At 67.3% G+C, this 20882-nt stretch carries 22 protein-coding genes; all 22 read right to left on the reverse strand.

The window, feature by feature from the left end:
* Positions 1-136: 136 nt before the first annotated feature.
* Positions 137-1183: a prolipoprotein diacylglyceryl transferase gene (locus AD89_RS0106535; RefSeq protein WP_025777802.1), complete on the reverse strand. Its 1047-nt coding sequence runs from the start codon at positions 1181-1183 to the stop codon at positions 137-139.
* Positions 1180-1971, reverse strand: coding sequence for a tryptophan synthase subunit alpha (gene trpA / locus AD89_RS0106540; RefSeq protein ID WP_025777803.1), 792 nt, complete (start codon positions 1969-1971; stop codon positions 1180-1182). Before trpA ends, AD89_RS0106535 begins: the two co-directional genes overlap by 4 nt.
* Positions 1968-3182 (reverse strand): tryptophan synthase subunit beta, encoded by a 1215-nt coding sequence (trpB, locus tag AD89_RS0106545; RefSeq protein ID WP_025777804.1) that lies wholly within the window; start codon positions 3180-3182, stop codon positions 1968-1970. The genes trpA and trpB overlap by 4 nt, the downstream gene beginning before the upstream one ends.
* Positions 3183-3309: 127 nt before the next feature.
* Positions 3310-4107, reverse strand: a complete 798-nt coding sequence (trpC, locus tag AD89_RS0106550; protein ID WP_025777805.1) for an indole-3-glycerol phosphate synthase TrpC — start codon at positions 4105-4107, stop codon at positions 3310-3312.
* A complete protein-coding gene (locus tag AD89_RS18255; RefSeq protein ID WP_025777806.1) occupies positions 4104-4373 on the reverse strand; it encodes an HGxxPAAW family protein in 270 nt (89 codons plus the stop codon). The genes trpC and AD89_RS18255 overlap by 4 nt, the downstream gene beginning before the upstream one ends.
* Positions 4374-4469: 96 nt before the next feature.
* Positions 4470-5042, reverse strand: a complete 573-nt coding sequence (locus AD89_RS0106560; protein WP_025777807.1) for a Trp biosynthesis-associated membrane protein — start codon at positions 5040-5042, stop codon at positions 4470-4472.
* Positions 5043-5046: 4 nt separating this feature from the next.
* Entirely contained in the window at positions 5047-6600 is a 1554-nt protein-coding gene (gene trpE / locus AD89_RS0106565) for an anthranilate synthase component I (protein WP_231488504.1), read from the reverse strand.
* Positions 6590-6946, reverse strand: coding sequence for a phosphoribosyl-AMP cyclohydrolase (hisI, locus tag AD89_RS0106570; RefSeq protein WP_025777809.1), 357 nt, complete (start codon positions 6944-6946; stop codon positions 6590-6592). Before hisI ends, trpE begins: the two co-directional genes overlap by 11 nt.
* Positions 6943-7707 (reverse strand): imidazole glycerol phosphate synthase subunit HisF, encoded by a 765-nt coding sequence (gene hisF / locus AD89_RS0106575; RefSeq protein WP_025777810.1) that lies wholly within the window; start codon positions 7705-7707, stop codon positions 6943-6945. Before hisF ends, hisI begins: the two co-directional genes overlap by 4 nt.
* Before the next feature lie 9 nt (positions 7708-7716).
* Complete coding sequence (locus AD89_RS0106580) at positions 7717-9219, reverse strand: carboxyl transferase domain-containing protein (protein ID WP_025777811.1); 1503 nt, start codon at positions 9217-9219, stop codon at positions 7717-7719.
* A 12-nt stretch (positions 9220-9231) separates the two neighbouring features.
* On the reverse strand, positions 9232-10437 hold the full coding sequence (locus AD89_RS0106585) for a CaiB/BaiF CoA transferase family protein (RefSeq protein ID WP_025777812.1): 1206 nt from the start codon (positions 10435-10437) through the stop codon (positions 9232-9234).
* A gap of 2 nt (positions 10438-10439) precedes the next feature.
* On the reverse strand, positions 10440-10874 hold the full coding sequence (locus AD89_RS0106590; protein ID WP_231488506.1) for a PH domain-containing protein: 435 nt from the start codon (positions 10872-10874) through the stop codon (positions 10440-10442).
* Positions 10875-10881: 7 nt separating this feature from the next.
* Positions 10882-11721, reverse strand: a complete 840-nt coding sequence (hisG, locus tag AD89_RS0106595; RefSeq protein ID WP_025777814.1) for an ATP phosphoribosyltransferase — start codon at positions 11719-11721, stop codon at positions 10882-10884.
* Positions 11722-11773: 52 nt separating this feature from the next.
* Positions 11774-12037, reverse strand: coding sequence for a phosphoribosyl-ATP diphosphatase (locus AD89_RS0106600; protein ID WP_025777815.1), 264 nt, complete (start codon positions 12035-12037; stop codon positions 11774-11776).
* A 94-nt stretch (positions 12038-12131) separates the two neighbouring features.
* A complete protein-coding gene (locus tag AD89_RS0106605; protein ID WP_025777816.1) occupies positions 12132-12797 on the reverse strand; it encodes a nicotinamide mononucleotide transporter family protein in 666 nt (221 codons plus the stop codon).
* A gap of 51 nt (positions 12798-12848) precedes the next feature.
* A complete protein-coding gene (gene rpe, locus AD89_RS0106610; RefSeq protein ID WP_025777817.1) occupies positions 12849-13511 on the reverse strand; it encodes a ribulose-phosphate 3-epimerase in 663 nt (220 codons plus the stop codon).
* Positions 13512-13514: 3 nt separating this feature from the next.
* Positions 13515-15029: an RsmB/NOP family class I SAM-dependent RNA methyltransferase gene (locus tag AD89_RS0106615; RefSeq protein ID WP_025777818.1), complete on the reverse strand. Its 1515-nt coding sequence runs from the start codon at positions 15027-15029 to the stop codon at positions 13515-13517.
* 5 nt (positions 15030-15034) lie between these two features.
* A complete protein-coding gene (locus AD89_RS0106620) occupies positions 15035-15967 on the reverse strand; it encodes a methionyl-tRNA formyltransferase (protein WP_025777819.1) in 933 nt (310 codons plus the stop codon).
* A gap of 29 nt (positions 15968-15996) precedes the next feature.
* Entirely contained in the window at positions 15997-18051 is a 2055-nt protein-coding gene (locus AD89_RS0106625) for a primosome assembly protein PriA (RefSeq protein WP_025777820.1), read from the reverse strand.
* Between the two features lie 12 nt (positions 18052-18063).
* Positions 18064-19269: a methionine adenosyltransferase gene (gene metK / locus AD89_RS0106630; protein WP_025777821.1), complete on the reverse strand. Its 1206-nt coding sequence runs from the start codon at positions 19267-19269 to the stop codon at positions 18064-18066.
* Positions 19266-20546 carry a bifunctional phosphopantothenoylcysteine decarboxylase/phosphopantothenate--cysteine ligase CoaBC gene (coaBC, locus tag AD89_RS0106635; protein ID WP_025777822.1) on the reverse strand — a complete coding sequence of 427 codons (1281 nt, stop codon included), beginning with the start codon at positions 20544-20546 and terminating at the stop codon, positions 19266-19268. Before coaBC ends, metK begins: the two co-directional genes overlap by 4 nt.
* The gene (gene rpoZ, locus AD89_RS0106640) at positions 20543-20878 is read right to left on the reverse strand and encodes a DNA-directed RNA polymerase subunit omega (protein ID WP_228281215.1); all 336 of its coding nucleotides are present in this window, start codon (positions 20876-20878) and stop codon (positions 20543-20545) included. The genes coaBC and rpoZ overlap by 4 nt, the downstream gene beginning before the upstream one ends.
* Positions 20879-20882 lie beyond the last annotated feature (4 nt).

Raw genomic sequence — 20882 nt, forward strand, 5'->3', positions numbered from 1 at the left:
TTGCGGTGTGGACGAGTCCGAAAAACAGCGTTTCCGAACCCGGCTGTGAGATCACTCTCACAGCCGGAGTCCTAACTTACACCATGTGCAATTTCAGAAAAAGCAGACAAAGGAACGAACAGCGAACCAATTCGTCTCATTTGTTGGACGTGCGTGGGTTCTCTTCGTGGGAGGCAGGCGCCGAATTTCCGCGCACATCGGGCACGATCGAGATCGCCGAGGTCACGGCTCCGAAGAAACCGAAGCTGTGGCGACCGCTGAGATCGATGTCTGATTCGCGCTCGATCTCCATCTCGTCAGCCTCGGTGTCAGTCGCGCCGACGGGCACGTCCGCGCTCGCGCGGTTATCGGGGTCGGCCACCCGCGCCACGGACGGCAGCGGAGCTCCGGAGGTCTCGGCCGCCTCGGCGATATTGGGTGCATTGATCCCGAAGGTGTGCTTCCCACGGCGGTGTCGACGCAGCAGGGTGCGAGATCCGTGCGCGTAGACGCCGGTCTCATGGGTGCGGTGGCGCAGACGGGAGACGACGAGCCAGCAGAGACCGATGAGCAGGGCGAGGACGGCCGTCCACACGTTGAACGGCAGCCCCAGGAGGAGCCGTGCATTTTCGGCGGCCGGGCTGCCGACGCGCAGGGCTTCGAGCAGGATGCGGCCGAGGCCGAACAGGCACAGGTAGAGGGCGAAGACCTGGCCGTAGCCGAGCCGGAGGCGCTTGGAGACGATGATGAGCACAATGCAGGCGATGAGGTTCCACGCCGATTCGGTGAGGACCGTGACCAATTCGAGGCGACCGTCGAACCAGTCGCTGAAGGCACCGGCGACGTGGCCGAGGATCAGTCCCGGTGCGACCGAGTCGAGCAGCGGTCGGAACCTGATGCCCTGGAAGCGGGTGAGCACCCAGACACAGACGAAGCCGAGGATGGTGGCTCCCCAGAAGCTGAATCCCCCGTCCCAGAGGGCCAATGCCCGCAACGGGCTGCCGGCGGGGCCGAAATAGGTGTCCGCCGCCGAGAGCAGATGTCCGAGGCGTCCGCCGATGATCGCCGCAGGCAGACCGACGACCGTGATGGCCCACAGGTCTCCCTTATGGCCGCCGCGGGTGCGCCATTGGATGGCTGTCATCCACAGGGCGAGTCCGACGCCGAGGAGGGTGAAGACGGCCCATGCCGGGCTGAAGCTCATGCACACCCTTCTGCGAGCTCGGCGGCGAGGCGACCGACTCCGGCCACTCCCTCGGAGCCCAGTGCCCGGACGAGGGCGGAACCGACGATGACGCCGTCGGCGTATTCGGCGACCTCGGCCGCCTGGTCGCGATTCGACACGCCGAGGCCGACGCAGGCGCGTTCGGCTCCGGCTTCTTTCAGCCGGGCGACGAGATCGCGGGCATGGTTGTCGACTTCGGAGCGGACGCCGGTGACACCCATGGTCGAGGCGGCGTAGACGAAACCGGAGCTGTGCTCGACGATGCGGGCCAGCCGCTCGGGCGTCGATGAGGGTGCGGCGAGGAAGATGCGGTCGAGGCCGTGCGTCTCCGAGGCTGCCAGCCACGGTCCGGCCTCATCGGGGATGAGGTCGGGGGTGACGATGCCGCCCCCGCCGGCAGAGGCGAGATCGCGGGCGAAGCTGTCGATGCCGTATTGGAGCACGATGTTCCAGTAGCTCATGACGACGGCGGTGCCGCCGGCCTCAGCGATGGCTTCGACTGCAGTGAAGATGTCCGTGGTGCGCACCCCGTTGTCCAAGGCAGCCTCACCGGCACGCTGAATGACGGGTCCGTCCATTCCGGGATCGGAGTAGGGCATTCCGACCTCGATGATGTCGACACCGTTGCGGACGAGTTCGACCATGGCCTCGATTGATTCCGCCACCGTGGGGAAGCCGACCGGCAGGTAGGCGATGAGCGCGGCCTTGCGGCCCGCCTCGGCGACGGCGTCGAGGGTGGTTCCTGTGCGTGGGCCTGAGTGCGTCATACCTGCACCGCTCCTTCGTCGATGTAGTCGAACCATTTCGCGGCGGTCGTCATGTCCTTGTCGCCGCGGCCGGAGAGATTGACCAGCAGGACCGCGTCGGGTCCGAGCTCACGGCCGATGCGCATGGCCCCGGCCAGAGCGTGGGCGGATTCGATGGCGGGGATGATGCCTTCGGTGCGGGAGAGCAGCCGCATGGCCTCCATCGCCTCGTCGTCGACGACGGGTTGGTAGGTCACCCGGCCGGTGTCGTGGAGGTGGGAATGTTCGGGACCGACCGAAGGATAGTCGAGTCCGGCCGAGACCGAATGGGAGGCCTGAGTCTGTCCGTCGGAGTCCTGGAGGATGTAGGTGGCCGAGCCGTGGAGGACGCCGGGGCGTCCGCCGGAGAACCGGGCGGCGTGGTGGCCGGAGTCGACTCCTTCGCCGCCGGCTTCGAAGCCGAAGATCCTCACGTCGGCATCACCGAGGAAGGCGGCGAAGAGGCCCATGGCGTTCGATCCTCCGCCGACGCAGGCGCAGACGGCGTCGGGCAGGCGGCCGACCATGTCCTGGATCTGTTCGCGGGCTTCGATGCCGATGACCTTCTGGAATGAGCGCACCATCGCGGGGAACGGGTGGGGTCCGGCGACCGTGCCGATGACGTAGTGGGTGTCGTCGACGTTGGCCACCCAGTCGCGCATGGCTTCATTCATCGCGTCCTTGAGGGTGCGCGTGCCGTTGGTCACGGCGTTGACCGTGGCGCCGAGCAGACGCATGCGTGCGACGTTGAGGGCCTGACGCTGAGTGTCCTCCTCACCCATGTAGACCACGCAGGACATGTCGAGCAGGGCCGCCGCTGTTGCCGTGGCGACTCCGTGCTGACCGGCTCCGGTCTCGGCGATGAGACGGGTCTTGCCCATCCGCTTCGCCAGCAGCGCCTGAGCCAGTGCGTTGTTGATCTTATGGCTGCCCGTGTGGTTGAGGTCTTCGCGTTTGAGGAACACGCGCGCCCCACCGCAGTGCTCGGCGAAGCGTGTGGCCTCGGTGAGCAGAGAGGGACGGCCGATGTAGTTGCGCTGCAGGGTGAGCAGTTCGTCGGTGAAGGCCGGGTCCACCTGGGACTTGCGCCAGGTCTCTTCGATCTCGTCGAGTGCCGGGATCAGTGCTTCGGGGATGAACCTGCCTCCGAACTCGCCGAAGTACGGTCCGGTCTCCTGGCTCACATCGGTCATTGCGGTCCTTCTCGATCTCCTCGTGGCGTCGGCAGACGCAGGCGGTGAGCCTCCGCCGTGCCGGACGTCGGAATGGGTGCGGTATGGGCCATCGTCGGCCACGTGCAGCGGCCGATGGCGGCGGGGTTCAGGATGCGGACAGCGAGCGGCGTTCTCGACCGAGGGCGGTGTACTCTTCGACCGCGGCCTGCGGACGACCGCCGGTGACGAGGGCTTCGCCCACGAGCACGAGGTCGGCGCCGGCATCCGCGTACTTCGACACCTCGGCGGCACCGGCGACGCCGGACTCCGCGACGAGGGTGCAGCCGGCCGGGGCGAGATCGGCCAGAGGTGCGAACCGGTCGGTGTCGACGCTGAGATCCTTGAGGTTGCGGGTGTTGACGCCGATGAGTTCGGCACCGAGTTCGGCAGCGATCTCCAGTTCTTCGCGGTTGTGGGTCTCGACGAGCGCGGTCATCCCCAGCTCCGTGGCCAGGGCATGGAAGTCGCCCAGCTGGATGGGATCGAGGGCTGCGACGATGAGCAGAACGATATCGGCGCCGTGGGCACGGGCCTCATGGAACTGGTATTCGTCGACCATGAAGTCCTTGCGCAGCACCGGGATGCCCACGGACGCCCGCACGGAGTCGAGGTCGGCGAGGCTGCCGTTGAAGCGGCGGGCCTCGGTGAGCACGCTGATGGCCCGGGCTCCGCCGGCGGCATAGAGGCCCGCGAGAGTGCCCGGGTCGGGAATCCGGGCGAGGTCCCCACGGGAGGGCGATTTCCGCTTGACCTCGGCGATGACGCCGAAGTCGGCGGACAGGTCGAAGGGACGGACCGGTTCGGCAGCTGCGGCCCGAGCCGTGATCTCGCTCAGCGGAACCTCTCTCCGGCGTGACTGCAGGTCGTCCCGCACACCGGAGATGATGTCGCCTAGGACCGTCATTTCTTCTTCGGCTTGTTGCCCAGTCCGACGGCACGCAGGATCAGTCCGACGACGACGCCGAGGGCGACGATGCCGATGGAGATGTAGGTGATCGTGGGGTTGTGGATCGTGAAGCCCACACAGCCGACGCTCACGCCGATGAGCATGATGATGACTCCGGTCCATCCCGCCACCGAGTTGCCGTGTCCGGGATCGGCGATCGCGGCGTAGTCGATCGTGGATTTGTCGAGATCTGCGGCCCCGTTGCGGGCGATGGACTGCGACATGGCGCTCCTTTGTGTGAGTGCGTGACACGCGTGTGGAATCTTTCCTCCATTGTGTCACGCTTCTTCTGCTGACCGGACACCGACCCGGTCACAAGGTCATTTCGAATCCGGCTCGTCATCGGGACTGTTCGGCTCTTCGTCGTCGGGACCGTTCGGCTCTTCGACCTCGGGGGCGTCTTCGACGACTTCTCCGCGAGACAGGGCGTCCCAGGTCGCGGCCGAGTCGAATTCTCCGCCGGCGGCTTCGGCGGTGCGGGCGTAGCGGTTGGAGTTCGTCCACCCGTTCGAGGCGATGGCGACCCAGACGATGCCGATGACGCCGATTCCCGCGGCCACTGCCGCGATGATCGCCCAGGAGGTGGCTCCCGGCGCCGAGGCGGCGCTCAGGGCCGTGATCCCGTAGCCGATGCCGGCGATCCCGGCCAGACCGAGGACGACCAAGCGTCCGATCCGACCGAGCATTGCGGCGAGCAGACCCGAGACGGCGATGATCGCCACACAGGCGGTGGCCACGGGCGAGGCCTGCGAGCTCGCATCCTCGGTGACCTTCGCCACACCGGTGGGTCCGAGTGTGTCGCCGCCGGCGCCGGCCTGCCAGGCGGAGATCGTCAGCGCCCACAGTGCGGCGGCGATGACGAGGACGATGAGGACTCCGCGTGATTTCGTCATGGCCTCACCTCCGGGTTCCCTCCGTCGAGTCCAGCGCATCGGCCGCGGCGGCGGCACGCAGCACGGCCGCGGCCTTGTTCTCCGATTCCCGGTATTCGGTCTCCGGCACGGAGTCGGCGACGAGCCCGCCTCCGGCGTAGACGCTCATCGTGCCGTCGCGGAGCACTCCCGTGCGGATGGCGATGGCGAGGTCGAGATCGCCGGTGAAGGACATGTAGCCGACCACTCCCCCGTAGATTCCGCGTCCGACGGGTTCGAGTTCGTCGATGATCTGCAGCGCCCGGGGTTTGGGCGCACCCGAGAGCGTCCCGGCTGGGAAAGTCGCCCGGAGGACGTCGATGGCGGTGGTTCCGGGTTCGAGTTCGCCCCGCACGGTCGATGAGATGTGCATGATGTGGCTGTAGCGGACGATGTCCATGAACTCGCTGACGTCGATGGTGCCGGCCGCGCAGACCTTCGCCAGGTCATTGCGGGCGAGGTCGACGAGCATGAGGTGCTCGGCTCGTTCCTTCTCATCGGCGAGGAGCTCCCGGGCCAGGGAGTCGTCGGCTTCCGGAGTGGTGCCGCGGGGTCGCGAACCGGCGATCGGGTGGGTGATGACCTCTCCGGACCGGACGGTGACGAGTGCCTCCGGCGAGGAGCCGATGATGCTCACCGGCTCGCCTCCGTCGTCGTGGAGGTTGAGCAGGTACATGAAGGGGCTCGGGTTCGCATGCCGCAGCATCCGGTACACGCTCAGCGCGTCCGCGTCGCACGGGGTGTCGAAGCGCTGACCGACGACGACCTGGAAGATCTCGCCGTCGACGATCTTCTGCTTCGCCGCCTCCACACCGTCGAGGTACATCTGCGGCTGGGTGCGGGTGGCCACCTCGGGGTCGGCCTTCCGGGGGCGGAGGACATCGGCCGGGCTGGGCTGCCGGAGGCGGTCGCACATCGCGGCGATGCGTTCGACTCCGGAGGCGTGGGCGTCGTCGATGCCGGTATCGGCGCCGTTGACGTTGAACACGTTGGCCACGAGGGTGACCATTCCCGAATAGTGGTCGAAGACGGCGATATCGCCGGGGATCATCAGCTGCACGGTCGGCAAATGGTGTTCGTTGGGCCGCGGCGGGCCGAGCCGCTCGAAACGGCGGACGATGTCCCACCCGAAGTAGCCGACGAAGCTCGAGACCATCGGCGGCAGCGGCGATTCCGCTTCGGCCACGGCGAGGAGGTCGAGGGTGGCGGTGACCGCGTCGAGGACGTCGCCGTCGGTGGGGATGCCCACCGGCGGAGTGCCGGTCCAGTGGAATCCGTCCTCGGTGGAGATGAGGGTGGCCACGGGTGCCGATCCGATGAAGGAGTATCTCGCCCAGGACCCGGCGACCGCGGATTCGAACAGGAAGCTTCCCGGTCCGCCGTCGGTGAGTTTGCGGTAGAGGCTCAGTGGGGTCTCCGAGTCCGCGAGCACCTGGGTGTGGACCGGCACCAGTCGATGGTCCGCACCGAGGGCCCGGAACTGTTCGAGGCTGGGGCGGATCGGCAGGTCGGTCGGGTTCGCCGCTGGTTCAGTCGACACTGATGGTCCTTCCGGTGAAGCAGGTCGGGGTGTTCGTATGGCAGGCGGGCCCGGTCTGGTCGACGAGCATGAGCAGAGTGTCGGCATCGCAGTCGAGGCCGAGCGAGCGGACATGCTGGACATGGCCCGAGGTCTCCCCCTTCACCCAGTATTCGCGACGGGAGCGTGACCAGTAGGTGGCTCGCTTCGTGTCCAGTGTGCGGCAGACGGCTTCGATGTCCATCCAGGCGAGCATGAGCACCTCTCCGCTCGTCGCCTCTTGGACGATGACCGGGATGAGCCCGTCGTCATTGAGCGTGATGATCTCCCGCCAGTTGTCCGGGGTGGCGTCGATATCGCTGCTCATCGGACGTCGATTCCCTGCGCACGCAGTGAGTCCTTGACCTCGGCGATGCTCAGTGTGCCGAAATGGAAGACGCTGGCGGCCAGCAGCGCATCGGCACCTGCTTCCACCGCCGGGGCGAAGTGTTCGACCCTGCCGGCTCCGCCCGAGGCGATGAGCGGCACGTGGACGGCGGCGCGGGCGGCGCTGATGAGTTCGAGGTCGAATCCCTCACGTGTGCCGTCGGCGTCGATGGAGTTGAGCAGGATCTCGCCGACTCCGCGGTCGGCGGCTTCCCGGACCCAGTCGATCGCGCAGCGGCCCGTGCCATCGCGGCCGCCGCGGGTGGTGACTTCGAACCCGGAATCCGTGTTCGCCCCCTGTGTGCGGCGCGCGTCGAGGGAGAGGACGAGGACCTGGTTGCCGAAGTGTCGGGAGATCTCGCTGATGAGCTCCGGGTTCTTCACCGCCGAGGTGTTGACCGAGACCTTGTCGGCTCCGTCGCGCAGCAGACGGTCGACGTCGGCGACGCTGCGGATTCCGCCGCCGACGGTCAGTGGGATGAAGACCTCTTCGGCGCAGGCGCGGACGACGTCGTGGACGGTCTCCCGGTCTCCGCTGCTGGCCGTGACGTCGAGGAAGGTGAGTTCGTCGGCACCGGATTCGCCGTAGCGGCGGGCGAGTTCGACCGGGTCGCCGGCGTCCCTGAGGTCGGCGAACTTCACTCCCTTGACGACGCGTCCGCGGTCGACGTCCAGACAGGGGATGACTCTGACAGCTACCACGCAGTCCTCCTAGATTCCCAGGCCCCGATAGCGATCCATCCGGCGGGCCAGGCGCCTGGCCGATGGTTCGCGCATGAGCGAGATGAGTTCGTATTCGAGTGTCTCACCGACCCGGGCGACGAAGTCCAACGGCTCGTCGCTGGCGTCGGGGTGTTCAGCGATGATCCGGTCGACGACTCCGTTGGCCTGCAGCATGGGGGCGTGCACACCTTGGTTCTGAGCCATCTCGGCAGCTTTCTCGGTGGTGCGGTGCACGATCGCCGAGGCGCCTTCGGGCGGCAGCGGCGAGAGCCAGCCGTTCTCGGCGCTGAGCACCCGGTCGGTGGGGATGAGTGCCAGTGCGCCGCCTCCGGAGCCCTCGCCGAGGATGAGCGAGACGGAGGGGGCGTCGAGGTTCGCGAGGTCGGCGAGGCTGCGGGCGATCTCACCGGCGATTCCGCCCTCTTCGGCTTCCTTCGACAGGGCCGCACCGGGGGTGTCGATGACGGTGACGAGCGGCAGGCGCAGTTCCGCTGCCAGACGCATGCCGCGCCTGGCCTCACGCAGGGCCGCCGGTCCCATGGGGGCCCGGGAGTCCTGCCGGAACCGGTCCTGGCCGAGGACGATGCACGGTGCGGAACCGAACTTCGCCAGGGCCAGCAGCAGTCCGGGATCCTTCTCGCCTTCGCCGGTGCCGTTGAGCGGCAGCACGGTGTTCGCGGCGGTCCGCAGCAGATCACGGACGCCGGGCCGCTCGGGCCGGCGCGAGCTGGTGATCGCGGCCCAGGCATCGGAATTCGGGTCCACGGTGGCCGGGGCCGTGTCCGGATTCGGCACCTGGCTCGGGACCTCCTGGGCGCCCATGAGCACATCGAGGACGCGGGAGACGGTGCCGGCGATGCGTTCGGGACCGATGACGGCGTCGACGATGCCCATCTTGTGCAGGTTCTCCCCGGTCTGCACGTTCTGAGGGAACGTCTCCCCGTAGATTGCCTCATATACCCGGGGGCCGAGGAATCCGATGAGGGATCCGGGCTCGGCGACGGTGACATGCCCCAGGGATCCCCAGGAGGCGAAGACGCCTCCTGTGGTCGGATGGCGCAGGTAGACGAGGTAGGGCAGTCCGGCTTTGCGGTGGGCGATCACGGCGTTGGTGATCTTCACCATCGACAGGAAGGCGATGGTGCCCTCCTGCATGCGGGTTCCGCCCGAGGCGGGGCCGGCCAGCAGCGGCAGCCCTTCGAGGGTCGCGCGTTCGATCGCGTCGACGAGGCGCTCGGCCGCGGCCACGCCGATCGAGCCGGCGAGGAACCGGAATTCGCCGGCGATCACGGCCACTCGGCGACCGTCGATGGTGCCTTCGCCGGTGATGATGGATTCGTCGACGCCGGACTTCTGCGCAGCGGCGTCGAGTGCAGCCGCGTAGGCGGCCGAGATCCCGCCGGCGGGTCGGATCGGTGCGGAGTCCCAGGACAGGAACGATCCTTCGTCGAGGACGATGTCGACGAGTTCGTAGGCATTCAGACGCGGCATGAGGTCTCCCCCTCAGTTTCCGTCGGCGAGCCACGCCACGATGGATTCCGCGTCTTCGTCGAGTAGCGGCGGGGCGTCGTGAGCGGTGCGGGTGGTTTCGACCTCACCGGAGGCATCGGCGTCGAAGAAGCGCAGCGGCGGTCCGGGCAGGTCGATGTCGCCGAGCACCGGGTGTTCGACGGAGACCTTGAGTCCCTGGCTGAGTGCCTGGTCCCACTGGTAGACCTCGGGCAGGGTGCGCACCGTGCCGGACGGGATTCCCGCCTCGGTGAGTCTGTGCAGCAGATCGGCTGCGTCGTAGGCGGAGAAGCGGTCTTCGATGAGTTCGATGAGGGCGGGCCGGTTGGCCACACGGGAGGCGTTGTCGGCCAGTCCTTCGGCTGCGGGATCGATGTCGAAGGCGGCGCAGAACTTCTGCCACAGGTTCTCGTTGCCCACGGAGATCTGCACGGCGCCGTCGCGGCAGGTGAAGAGTCCGTAGGGCGACAGCGACGGGTGGTGGTTGCCGCCGGGCTGCGGTTCCTGTCCGGCCACGGTCGCTCTGGTTCCCTGGAAGGCGTGGACGCCGACCATTCCGGCGATGAGCGAGGTGCGAACGACCTTGCCCTTTCCGGTGCGTTCGCGTTCGAGGAGCGCGGCCAGCACACCGTAGGAGCCGTAGATTCCGGCGAGCAGGTCGGCGATCGGCACTCCCACGCGCTGCATGTCATCGGGCCCCGAGCCGGTCAGCGACATCAGGCCGGCTTCGCCCTGGGCGATCTGGTCGTAGCCGGCGCGGGAGGCTTCGGGGCCGTCATGGCCGAAGCCGGTGATGGAGAGGATGACCAGGCGCGGGTTGATCTCCATGCAGCGGGCGGTGGAGAAGCCGAGTCGGTCGAGGACTCCGGAGCGGAAGTTCTCGATGAGCACATCGGCGCGTGCGATGAGTCCGGTCAGGGTGTCGTTGCCTGTCTCGGATTTGAGGTCGAGGGCGATGGATTCCTTGTTGCGGTTGCATGAGAAGAAGTAGGTGGCCTGAGGGTTGTCCGCAGGCCCGACGAAGGGAGGTCCCCAGGACCGCGAATCATCGCCCTTGCCGGGGTTCTCGACCTTGATGACACGCGCACCGAGGTCGCCGAACATCATTCCCGCATGAGGGCCGGCGAGTGCTCGGGAGAGGTCGACGACGGTATATCCGGTCAGGGGTCCCGCCGCGGTCTCGGGTGTCTCGTTCGCCATTCCTAGTCCTCCTTGAAGTGGGTGCGTCTGTTGATGAGCATACGCAATCGTGCGACATCCGCATGGGCGCGGCGACCGTCTGCATGCTGGATCGCCATCACCGCACAGGTGGTGCCGTCGGTGAGATCCAACAGGGGCCACGGGTCATCGCCCTCGGGTGAGAACGTCACACCGAGGATCTGTCCCCAGTCGAGTCGACGAGTGCGCACCATGTTCTTGACCACCAGGCCCTCCTCGGTGGGCCGAGCCTGAATATCGGAGATGCGCAGCAGGGCAGCTCCGAAGAGAATGCCCAGCAGGTTCATCCATACCATGTCGAGCACTGTCCACGGTTCCCAGTCCACGACGAACAGCGCCACGGACAGGACCGCGAACCCCGCGGTCACAGCAACGGCACCGACGATGCTGATGATGCGCACCTGTCGGGGCCGGAACACGGCAAGATCAGATTCGGCAGGCGCCAATGTTCGTCACCAGAATCGCACGCGCCCCGACTCCGTAGAGTCGGTCCATGACGTTGTTGACTTCCTTCGCTTCGACCATGACGCGCACGGCGACCCACCCGGTCTCCTGCAGCGGAGACACGGTCGGGGATTCGAGCCCCGGGGTCAGCGAGATCGCTTCGGGCACCAGGCGCTGTTCGATGTTGTAGTCGACGAGCACGTACTGGCGGGCGACCATGACCGATTCGAGGCGGCGTTTGAGCACGCCGATGCGGGATTCAGCGCCGTCGCGCTGGATGAGCACTCCTTCGGATTCGAGGAGCGGCTCGCCGAAGGTTTCGAGTCCTGCGGCGCGCAGTGTGGAGCCGGTCTCGACGACATCTGCGATGGCGTCGGCGACTCCGAGCTGGATGGAGACCTCGATCGCTCCGTCGAGCTGCACGGTCGTTGCGGCGATGCCGCGTCGCTGCAGGTCGGCATCCACGAGATTCGGGAAGCTCGTGGCGATGCGGGCACCGGCCAGCTGGTCGGGCGAGGTGAAGGAGCCGGTGGTGCCAGCGTAGAAGAAGCGGGACGCGCCGAATCCGAGTCCGAGCACCTCATCGGCTTCGGCCTGTGACTCGAGCAGCAGGTCACGGCCGGTGATTCCGGCGTCGAGGATGCCGGAGCCGACGTAGATGGCGATGTCGCGGGGGCGCAGGTAGAAGAATTCGACTCCGTTGACCTCGTCCTGATGGACGAGTGTCTTGGTTCCGCGTCGAGTGGAGTATCCGGCCTCGCTGAGCATGTCGGAGGCGGCTTCGGACAGTGCGCCCTTGTTGGGCACGGCTACACGCAGCATGGGGTCCCTTGGAGTTCGATGGCGTCGGGTCGGTCAGGTTCGGGGGAAGGTCTCAGAGGTGGGTGTTGACGTCGTCGAGGGTCAGTCCCTTGGCGATCATCATCACCTGCACGTGGTAGAGCAGCTGCGAGATCTCCTCGGCGAGCTCGTCCTTGGTCTCGTATTCGGCGGCCATCCACACTTCGGCGGCCTCTTCCACGACCTTCTTGCCGATCGCATGGACTCCGGCGTCGAGTTCGGCCACGGTCTTCGAGCCGGTGGGGCGATCGAGGGATTTCTGCTGGAGTTCGGCGTAGAGAGAATCAAAGGTCTTCACTTCTCCAGCCTAATGCATGCCTCTCGACCGCAGCGTTCGGGGTCTCATGTTCCAAAACGCGGCAGTCAGCCGACGGCACTGCGGCCGCCGCCTCTCAGTCCTCGGGTTCGCGGCCGATGTCGGTGGCGGGACGATGAGGTGCCGAGATCGTCTGGCGGGAGCGCTTCGACCAGTCGACGAGTCCGAGGATGACCATGACGAGGAAGAACAGGTACACGGCTCCGGAGAAGACGAGCCCGCCGGAGATCGCCAGCGGAATGCCGACGAGGTCGACGGCGAGCCAGACGAACCAGAATTCGACGATGGCTCGGCCCTGGGCATACATGGCTACGATCGAGCCGATGAAGATGTACGCGTCGGGGTACGGGTTCCAGGACCACCCGCCTGCGGCGAGGACCCAGCCGAAGACTCCGGTGCCGATGACGAGAGCCGCGAGCAGGATCGCCCGTTCCTTCCAGGTCGCCCAGCGGACGAGGACTTCGCCGGCGGTGGCCTTGGACTTCTTCCACTGCGTCCATCCCCAGACCGCGGCGACGATGATGACGACCTGCCGAGAGGCGTTCCCGCCGAGGCCGGCGGACAGGCTCGCGGAGAACAGGAGGATGGAACCGAGGATCTGCACCGGCCAGGACAGGATGTTCCGCCGCAGTGCCAGGACAACCGTGGCCAGCGCGCAGATGTTGCCGAACAGGTCGGAGTACGGCACGGGTTTGCCCAGCAGTTCGAATGCCGGGGTGTTCAACCAGTCGAACAGGTCCATCGCAGGCTCTCTTCAGGTGTGGGCCGGAAGCGTCATTCGGCCCCGGATCGGTCAGTGGGTGTGTGCGGCGGCGAGGGTGCGCAGCTCGCTGATGGCCGCTGCGGCATCGTCGGCACCGTAGACGGCGGAGCCGGCGACGAGGACGTCGGCACCGGCGTCGACGACGCGGTCGATCGTCGCCGCGGAGACTCCCCCGTCGACCTGCAGCCGGATCTCGAGTCCGGCAGCCGAGATCGCTTCGCGGGTCCGCGTGATCTTCGGCAGGCACACGTCGAGGAACTTCTGCCCGCCGAATCCGGGTTCGACGGTCATGATGAGGATCTGATCGAATTCGCCGAGGAGGTCGATGAAGGGTTCGATCGGGGTGGCCGGTTTGAGCGCGAGGCTGGCCTTGGCCCCGAGGCGGCGCAGTTCCCGGGCGAGACGGACGGGGGCGGCGGCCGCCTCGGCGTGGAAGGTCACCGAGGCGCAGCCGATCTCCGCGTACACGGGAGCATTGCGGTCGGCATCGGCGATCATGAGGTGGGCGTCGAGCGGGATTGGTGAGATCGCCTGGATGCGTTCGACGACGGGCGGGCCGAAGGTGAGGTTCGGCACGAAATGGTTGTCCATGACGTCGATGTGGGCCATATCGGCGGTGCTGATCTTCACGAGCTCACCGCGCAGATCGGAGAAGTCCGAGGACAGGATGGAGGGGTTGATGTCGATCGACATGGGTCATTTCGCCTTTCGCAGGAGAGCCAGGAACATTCCGTCGCTGTTGTGGACATGGGGCCAGAGCTGGGCGTATCGCCCGTCTTCACGGGTCACCGAGGCGAACGACTCCGCCTCGCTGCCGGTGATCGCCGACAGCACGGCCGGGGTGTCGAGGATCTCCACGTCAGCGCTCACGGACTTGGCTCGCAGGCGCAGAACCTCGTCGACGATGAGCACGGTCTCGGCGTAGTGCGGTGAGCACGTCGAGTAGGCGACCACTCCCCCGGGAGCGCAGGCGTCGAGGGCAGCGGCGAGCAGCTCTCTCTGGAGTGAGGTCAGCGCCGTGATGTCCTCGGGTCGTCTGCGGTAGCGGGCTTCGGGGCGGCGGCGCAGGGCGCCGAGTCCGGAGCAGGGCACGTCGACGAGGGTCTTCGAGTAGGGTCCGCGAGCGTCGCGGCCATCGCGGACGGCGGCGGTGACGTTGGTCAGCGCCTTGGTGGAGTCGCGGACGAGGTCGACACGGTGTTCGCTGGAGTCGAAGGCTTCGAGGGTTGTCGATTCGCCGGCTGCTCTGGCCGCGAGGACGGCGGCCTTGCCGCCGGGTCCGGCGCACAGGTCGGCCCAGGTTCCGGTGGGTGCGTCGACCTCGGCCAGGGCGAGGGCGACGAGCGCGGATCCTTCGTCCTGGACGCGGGCGCGTCCGTCGGCCACGGCTGCCACGTCTCGGGGCACTGCGGTCTCCAGGGTGACGCCGATCGGCGACAGCGGGGTGGGTTCCCCCGGCAGTTCGGTGCGGTCGATGAGCCCGGGCAGGGCGGACACACCGACCTTTGCGGGCGCGTTGTCGGCTGCCAGCAGGGCTTCGAGCTCGGAGGCGTCGCGGCCGTGTCCCTTGAGCGCCTGGTTCAGTGCACGGACGACCCATTCGGGGTGGGAGTGTTCGATTGCCAGTCGGGTGGTCTCGTCGGCCTCGCCGGTGACGCGGTCGAGCCACACGTCGGGTTCGGCTTCCGAGATGCGGCGGAGCACGGCGTTGACGAATCCGGCGGTCTTCGCCGCCGAGCGTTTGACCACGGCCACGGTTTCGGACAGTGCCGCATGGTTGGGCACCCGCATCGACAGCAGCTGGTGGGCGCCGAGTCGCATCGCGGCCAAGGGTTCGGGATCGATCTTGTCGATGGCGCGGGACGAGGCGATTTCGATGACCGCATCGTAGAACTTCTGCCGACGCAGGGCTCCGTAAGTGAGTTCGGTCGTGAAGGCCGCATCCTGGGCACCCATATGCGTGCGGGAGAGTTTGGCTGGCAGCAGCAGGTTCGCATAGGCGTCCTTCGTCGCCACATCGAGGAGGACTTCCCAGGCGATGCGCCGCGGCAGGTTCTTGCCCGTTCGTTCACCCTGCGGTGCTCCGCCCTCCTGACCTGTCCGGTCCCGATCGCCTCTGCCGCGGCCGTGGCCGCCGCGGCGGTCGGTGCCTCGGTGGCCGCCTCGGCCGCGGCTGCCGCCTCGGCGGTCTCTGTCTGCTGACTCAGCCATGGCTCTTATGATTCCTCATCGGTATAGGGGTCGAAGGTCACGTCACCGCGGCCGCGCAGGAAGTCGGCCGCATTCATCCGGGGCTTGCCGAAGGGTTGGATCTGCTCGACCCGGACCCAGCCGTCGCCGCAGCGCAGCACCGGCCGCTGCTGCCAGGTGGTCAGTTCGCCGATCGCGCCGGAGGCTGTCACCTCGGGTGCAGGCGAGAGTCCGAAGAGCTTCGTCCTCTTGCCGTCGAGCTCCACCCACGGTCCCGGTGCGGGACTGGTCCCGCGAGCCCGGTTGATGACCTCGCTCGTGGATGCGGACAGGTCGAGGTGGGCGTCGGTGACGGTGATCTTCTCCGCATGGCTGGACTCACCGGTCTGCGGTGTCAGGGCGGCGGTGCCGGCGGCGAGATCGTCGAAGGCGGCGACGAGTTCGGGGGCCCCGCGGTGGGCATAGTCGTCGAGGGCCTCGGCGACGTCCGCGTGGTCGAGCGGCAGTTCCAACCGGCGCAGCACCGGCCCGGTGTCCATGCCGGTATCGATGCGGAACACGCTGATTCCGCTGGTGGTCTCGCCGCCTATCATCGCGCGTTGGACGGGGGCGGCTCCGCGGTGGGCCGGCAGCAGGGAGAAGTGGAGGTTGAACCAGCCGAGGCGAGCCGTGTCCAGTGCGGCGGGTCCGGCGATGGCTCCGAAGGCGACGACGGCGACGGCGTCGACATCGAGTTCCCGCAGCTGGCAGATGACGTCGCCGCGCAGACGACCGGCTTCGATGACGGGCAGTCCGAGTTCGAGCGCGCGGGTCTTCACCGGTGACGGGGTGAGGATCCTTTTCCGCCCCACGGGCGCATCGGGTCGGGTGAGCACCGCACGGATGCGGTGGTCCGAGGCCGCTAAGGCCTCGAGGGCGGGAACTGCGACATCAGGGGTGCCGGCGAAGACGATATCCACGACTTGGATTCTACTGGTTCGCCGCGCCGTCACAGCGACCGGGGATCATCGATGCGCACTCGCACCAGCGGCTGCTTCTTCGCCGAGCGGGAGGCGATGATCTCGGCCGCTCTCGTCCCGACGCGGTCTCCGGCGGAGAACGGGTAGGCGCTGACGCTGCGCTGGCCGTCCTCGGCGTCCTCACGCAGGAGTTCCTCCACCTCGCCGATCTGTCTGAGCACGTCGTCGATGTCGGCGCCTGCTCCCCTGAGTTCGAGGATCCGTCGGTAGGGCGGGAAGCCGAGGACCTTTCGGTCGCTCAGCTGCCGTGACATGAAGGTCGTGGGGTCGAAGGCGGTCAGGGTCTGCCGGATGAGTTCGTCCTCGTCGCCGAGGTAGACCGATCCTCCGTCATCGCGTGAGCGCACGAGGGAGGCGGCACGCAGCCGGCGTGCCACACTTTCGTCGATCGAGCGCATCCAGGGTCCCGGCCACAGCGAATCCAAGAGGATCGCCGCGGCATAGCCGCCGAGCACATACGGTTCGGCTCCCGTCGTGGCGACCACGAGTCGCGGGGTCTCGTCGAGGACAGTGGAGATGTGGTCGCCTCCGGATTCGACGATCTCGACATCCGGCAGTGCACGGGCGAGCTCTTCGACGGTGCGGGCCCGGCCGCGCACGATCGACCGCACCTGGTGCGAGCGGCAGCGCAGGCAGCTGAAGGTCTCCGAGTGATAGCCGCAGGATCGGCAGGCGAAAGGACCGACCTCCGACTGTGTGGTCAGCGTCGCCTGACATTGCGGGCAGCGGGCGACTTCCTGGCAGCGGGCACAGGCGAAGACCGGATAGTACCCGGACCGCGGCACCTGCACGAGCACCGGACCGGGCACTCCCCCGTCCCGGGGACGCGGACGCAGCGCCGTGCGCATGATCTGCCAGGCGCGGCTGGGAATGCGCTGCCAGGCGAAGGGGTCCCGGTCCTCGTCGGGGACGAAGACGACCGGTGCGGCATGGCGTCTGGCCGGACCGACCGGAGTGACATCGGCCAGCCAGCCGATCTCGACGAGGCGCTGGACTTCGGCGCTGCGGTCGGTGGAGGCGAAGAGCAGTTCGGTGTCCTCGATCGTCGATCGCAGCAGGCAGACCTCCCTGGCGTGCGGATACGGGGCGTGCTGATCGAGATAGTTGAGGTTCGCGTCGTCGGTGCAGATGATGAGCCCCAGGTCCGCGACAGGAGCGAAGGCCGCCGCACGCGTGCCGATCGTGATCCGCGTGTGTCCGAGCAGTCCGCGCAGCCAGGCCTGCCAGCGCAGCTCCGGTGACGTCTCGGCGCTGAGCACCGAGACCTCCGCGATCCCCGCTCGGGTGAGGGTCGACTGGAGCACGGCGAGTTCGCGATGATCGGGCACGAGCCAGAGCACGGACCGGCCGGCCTCGAGACTCGCCCGTGCGGCATCGAGTCCGGCACGGATCCAGCTCAGCCCCGGCGTCGGCCCGGGTGTGCACGCCACGGCCCTGCGCCGAGGCAACGCCGAGGCATCGTCGGCCGTGGGCTGGTCCCCCGCCGAGAGAACCCATTCGCCGAGGCGGTTCAGCAGCTGCGGATCATCCGCCGGCCCGTCGTTCGGCCCGGTCGCTGGGTCCGTGGCGTCCGCATCGGTCTGCGCGTCCGGGTCTCCCGCCTTCTCCACCTTGAGCACGGCTTTCTCGCCGCGGGCATGGCGCGGTGGGATGGCCAGGCGCAGCACATCGGCGAGCGTCCCGCCGTAGCGACGGGCGACCGCTTCGCTCAAGGCGAGCAGATCCTCACTGAGCACTCGGACGGGTCCGCTGATGCGTTGGATCGTCGCCAACGGTCCGACGTGGTCCGAGGATTCGACGCGTTCGAGCAGATAGCCGTCACGCAGCTTCCCGGCGAACCTTACACGCACGCGCACACCGGGCAGGGCCGCCTCGGCGAGCTTGTCCGGGACCGCATAGTCGAAGGTCCGCGCCAGGTGCGGGACGGGATGGTCGATGAGCACGCGGGCGACCGGATCGGTCGGAGCCAGGGGCACCTGGCCCTCGGCCGAGGTGCCGGTGTCGATCGGGAGGGGTTCGTCCACGCCGACGGCAGACTAGTTGGAGGACACGGCGCGCAGCAGATCCTCGGCGCGGTCCGTGACCTCCCAGGTGAAGTCGGGCAGTTCGCGGCCGAAGTGGCCGTAGGTCGAGGTCTGCGAGTAGATCGGGCGGAGCAGATCGAGTTCGGCGATGATCATCGCCGGGCGGAGGTCGAAGACCTCGCGGATGGCCCGTGAAATCGCGTTCGGATCGACCTTCTCCGTTCCGAATGTCTCGACGTACAGGCCCATCGGGTCGACACGGCCGATCGCATAGGACACCTGCACTTCGGCCCGGTCGGCCAGACCGGCGGCGACGACGTTCTTCGCCACCCAGCGCATCGCGTAGGCCGCGGAACGGTCGACCTTCGATGGATCCTTGCCGGAGAACGCGCCGCCTCCGTGACGGGAGAACCCGCCGTAGGTGTCGACGATGATCTTCCGACCGGTCAGACCGGCATCGCCCATCGGCCCGCCCGTGACGAAGGGACCGGCCGGGTTGATGTGGATGTTCGCACCCGAAGCGTCGAGACCGGAGTCGGCGATGACCGGATCGATGACGAATTCCCTGATCTCCGTGTGCAGCTGGGACTGGCTGGCCTGCGCCGAATGCTGGGTAGAGACGACGACGTTCTCGATCGACACGGCTTCGTCCCCGTCGTATCCCAGTGTCAGCTGCGTCTTCCCGTCGGGACGCAGATAGTCGAGTCGACCGGACTTGCGCACTGCAGAGAGCTGCTCGGCCATGCGGGAGGCCAGGTGGATGGGCAGCGGCATGAGGACATCGGTGGAGTTGTCGGCATAGCCGAACATCAGCCCCTGGTCTCCGGCACCGAGGCTGGTGCCGTGGTCGGAGGATTCGACGGCCTCGCGGAAGTCCAGCGGGTTCGTCACACCGGAGTGGATGTCCGTGGACTGGCTGCCGATCGACACGGAGACTCCGCAGGAGTGTCCGTCGAAGCCGGTGTCCGAGGAGTCGTAGCCGATCCCTGTGATGAGGCTGCGCACGATCCCGGCGACATCGGCGTAGGCGGCCGTATTCACCTCACCGGCGACGTGGACGAGTCCGGTGGTGACCATGGTCTCCACGGCCACTTTGGCGTTGGGATCCTGCCGGAGCAGGTCGTCGAGCACCGCATCGCTGATCTGGTCGCAGATCTTGTCGGGATGTCCCTCGGTGACGGACTCGGAAGAGAAGAGGCGCAGGTTTGTGTGTGTCACGTTGTCGATTCTACGTGGGTGAATTGGTCGGTCACGGCCGCAATGACCTTTTGTGAAACATGGTCCTTCGATCCGTGGAATTCCTCACCGACGACGATGGTCCCGTGGTCGGAGGAGATGATCTGGACCATGGTGTCATCGCGGCCGAAGGCACGGTCGTCGGAGACGTCGTTGAACACGAGCAGGTCGACGCCCTTGCGCTCGAACTTGGCCCGCGCGTAGTCGAGCGCGGTCGTGTCGGCGTCACCGGTCTCGGCGGCGAACCCGACGATGATCTGACGGCCGAGGCTGCTCTGACGCCGGCGCTCGTCGACGAGTCCGCGCAGGATGTCCGGGTTCTGCGTCAGACGCAGGGTCAGCCCCTCGTCTCCGGTCTTCTTCATCTTCGAGTCCGTGGTCTCGGCGGGTCGGTAGTCGGCGACGGCGGCGGCCATGATGATGGCATCGGCGCGGGCCTGAGCGGCATGCATCGCCTCCTGCAGCTCCAGAGTGGATTCGACCGCAGTGACCGTGATGTCAGCAGGCAGTCCCGTCAGCAGCCCGGTGTCGATGTTCGCGGCGACGAGTTCGACTGATGCACCCGCGGCATGAGCGGCCTTGGCCAGGGCGACGCCCTGTTTGCCCGAGGAGCGGTTGCCGAGGAAGCGCACGGGGTCGAGTGCTTCCCGCGTGCCGCCGGCGCTGATGACGATGCGGCGACCGGACAGAGCTCCGCTGGGGTCGGTGGGCGCGTCGGTCGGGTCGCCGGCGGTGCCGTCCTTGACCGAGAGCGCGAAGTCGATGATCTCTTCGGGTTCGGGCAGGCGTCCGGGACCGGAATCGGGTCCGGTGAGTCGCCCGACTGCAGGATCGAGGACGTGGACGCCGCGGGAGCGCAGGGTCGCGATGTTGGCGACGGTGGCGGGATTGAGCCACATCTCCGTGTGCATGGCCGGAGCCACGACGACCTCGGCGGTCGTCGTGAGCACGGAGGCGGTGAGCAGATCATCGGCTCGCCCGGCGGCGATCTTCGCGATCAGGTCGGCGGTCGCCGGGGCGATGATGACGAGTTCGGCTTCCTGTCCGATGCGCACATGATTGACGGTGTCGATCTCGTCGAAGACATCGGTGGTCACGGTCTGGCCGGACAGGGCCTCAAGAGTGGGGGCACCGATGAATTTCAGTGCGTTGGCCGTCGGAACGACCTTGACGCTGTGGTCGAGCTCCCGGAGTCGCCGGATGATGTGTGCCGCCTTGTAGGCGGCGATCCCACCGGCGACGCCGAGTACGATTCTCACTGGTCGCTGAAGTCGATCGCGCCGTCGTTGCTCACAGGAGCGGTGGCTTCGGCCTCGGGTGCGGCCTGGATGAAGTCAGCTTCGGAGACCTCGCGAGCGACGATCTTCGACTCGTTGACCTCACGCAGAGCGATCGACAGGGGCTTCTCGTTGGTGCCGGGCGTGACGAGCGGACCGACGTTCTCGAGCAGTCCCTCCTGCAGCTGGGCGTAGTACGAGTTGATCTGACGGGCGCGCTTTGCCGCGATCGAGACCAGTTCGTACTTCGAACCGGTCACGTTCAGCAGATCGTCGATCGGAGGGTTGGTGATGCCTTCAGGCTGTGCGGGCAAGGAG

It is taken from the genome of Brevibacterium sp. VCM10, from assembly GCF_000583215.1.
In the GTDB taxonomy this organism is placed as follows: Bacteria; Actinomycetota; Actinomycetes; order Actinomycetales; family Brevibacteriaceae; genus Brevibacterium; species Brevibacterium linens.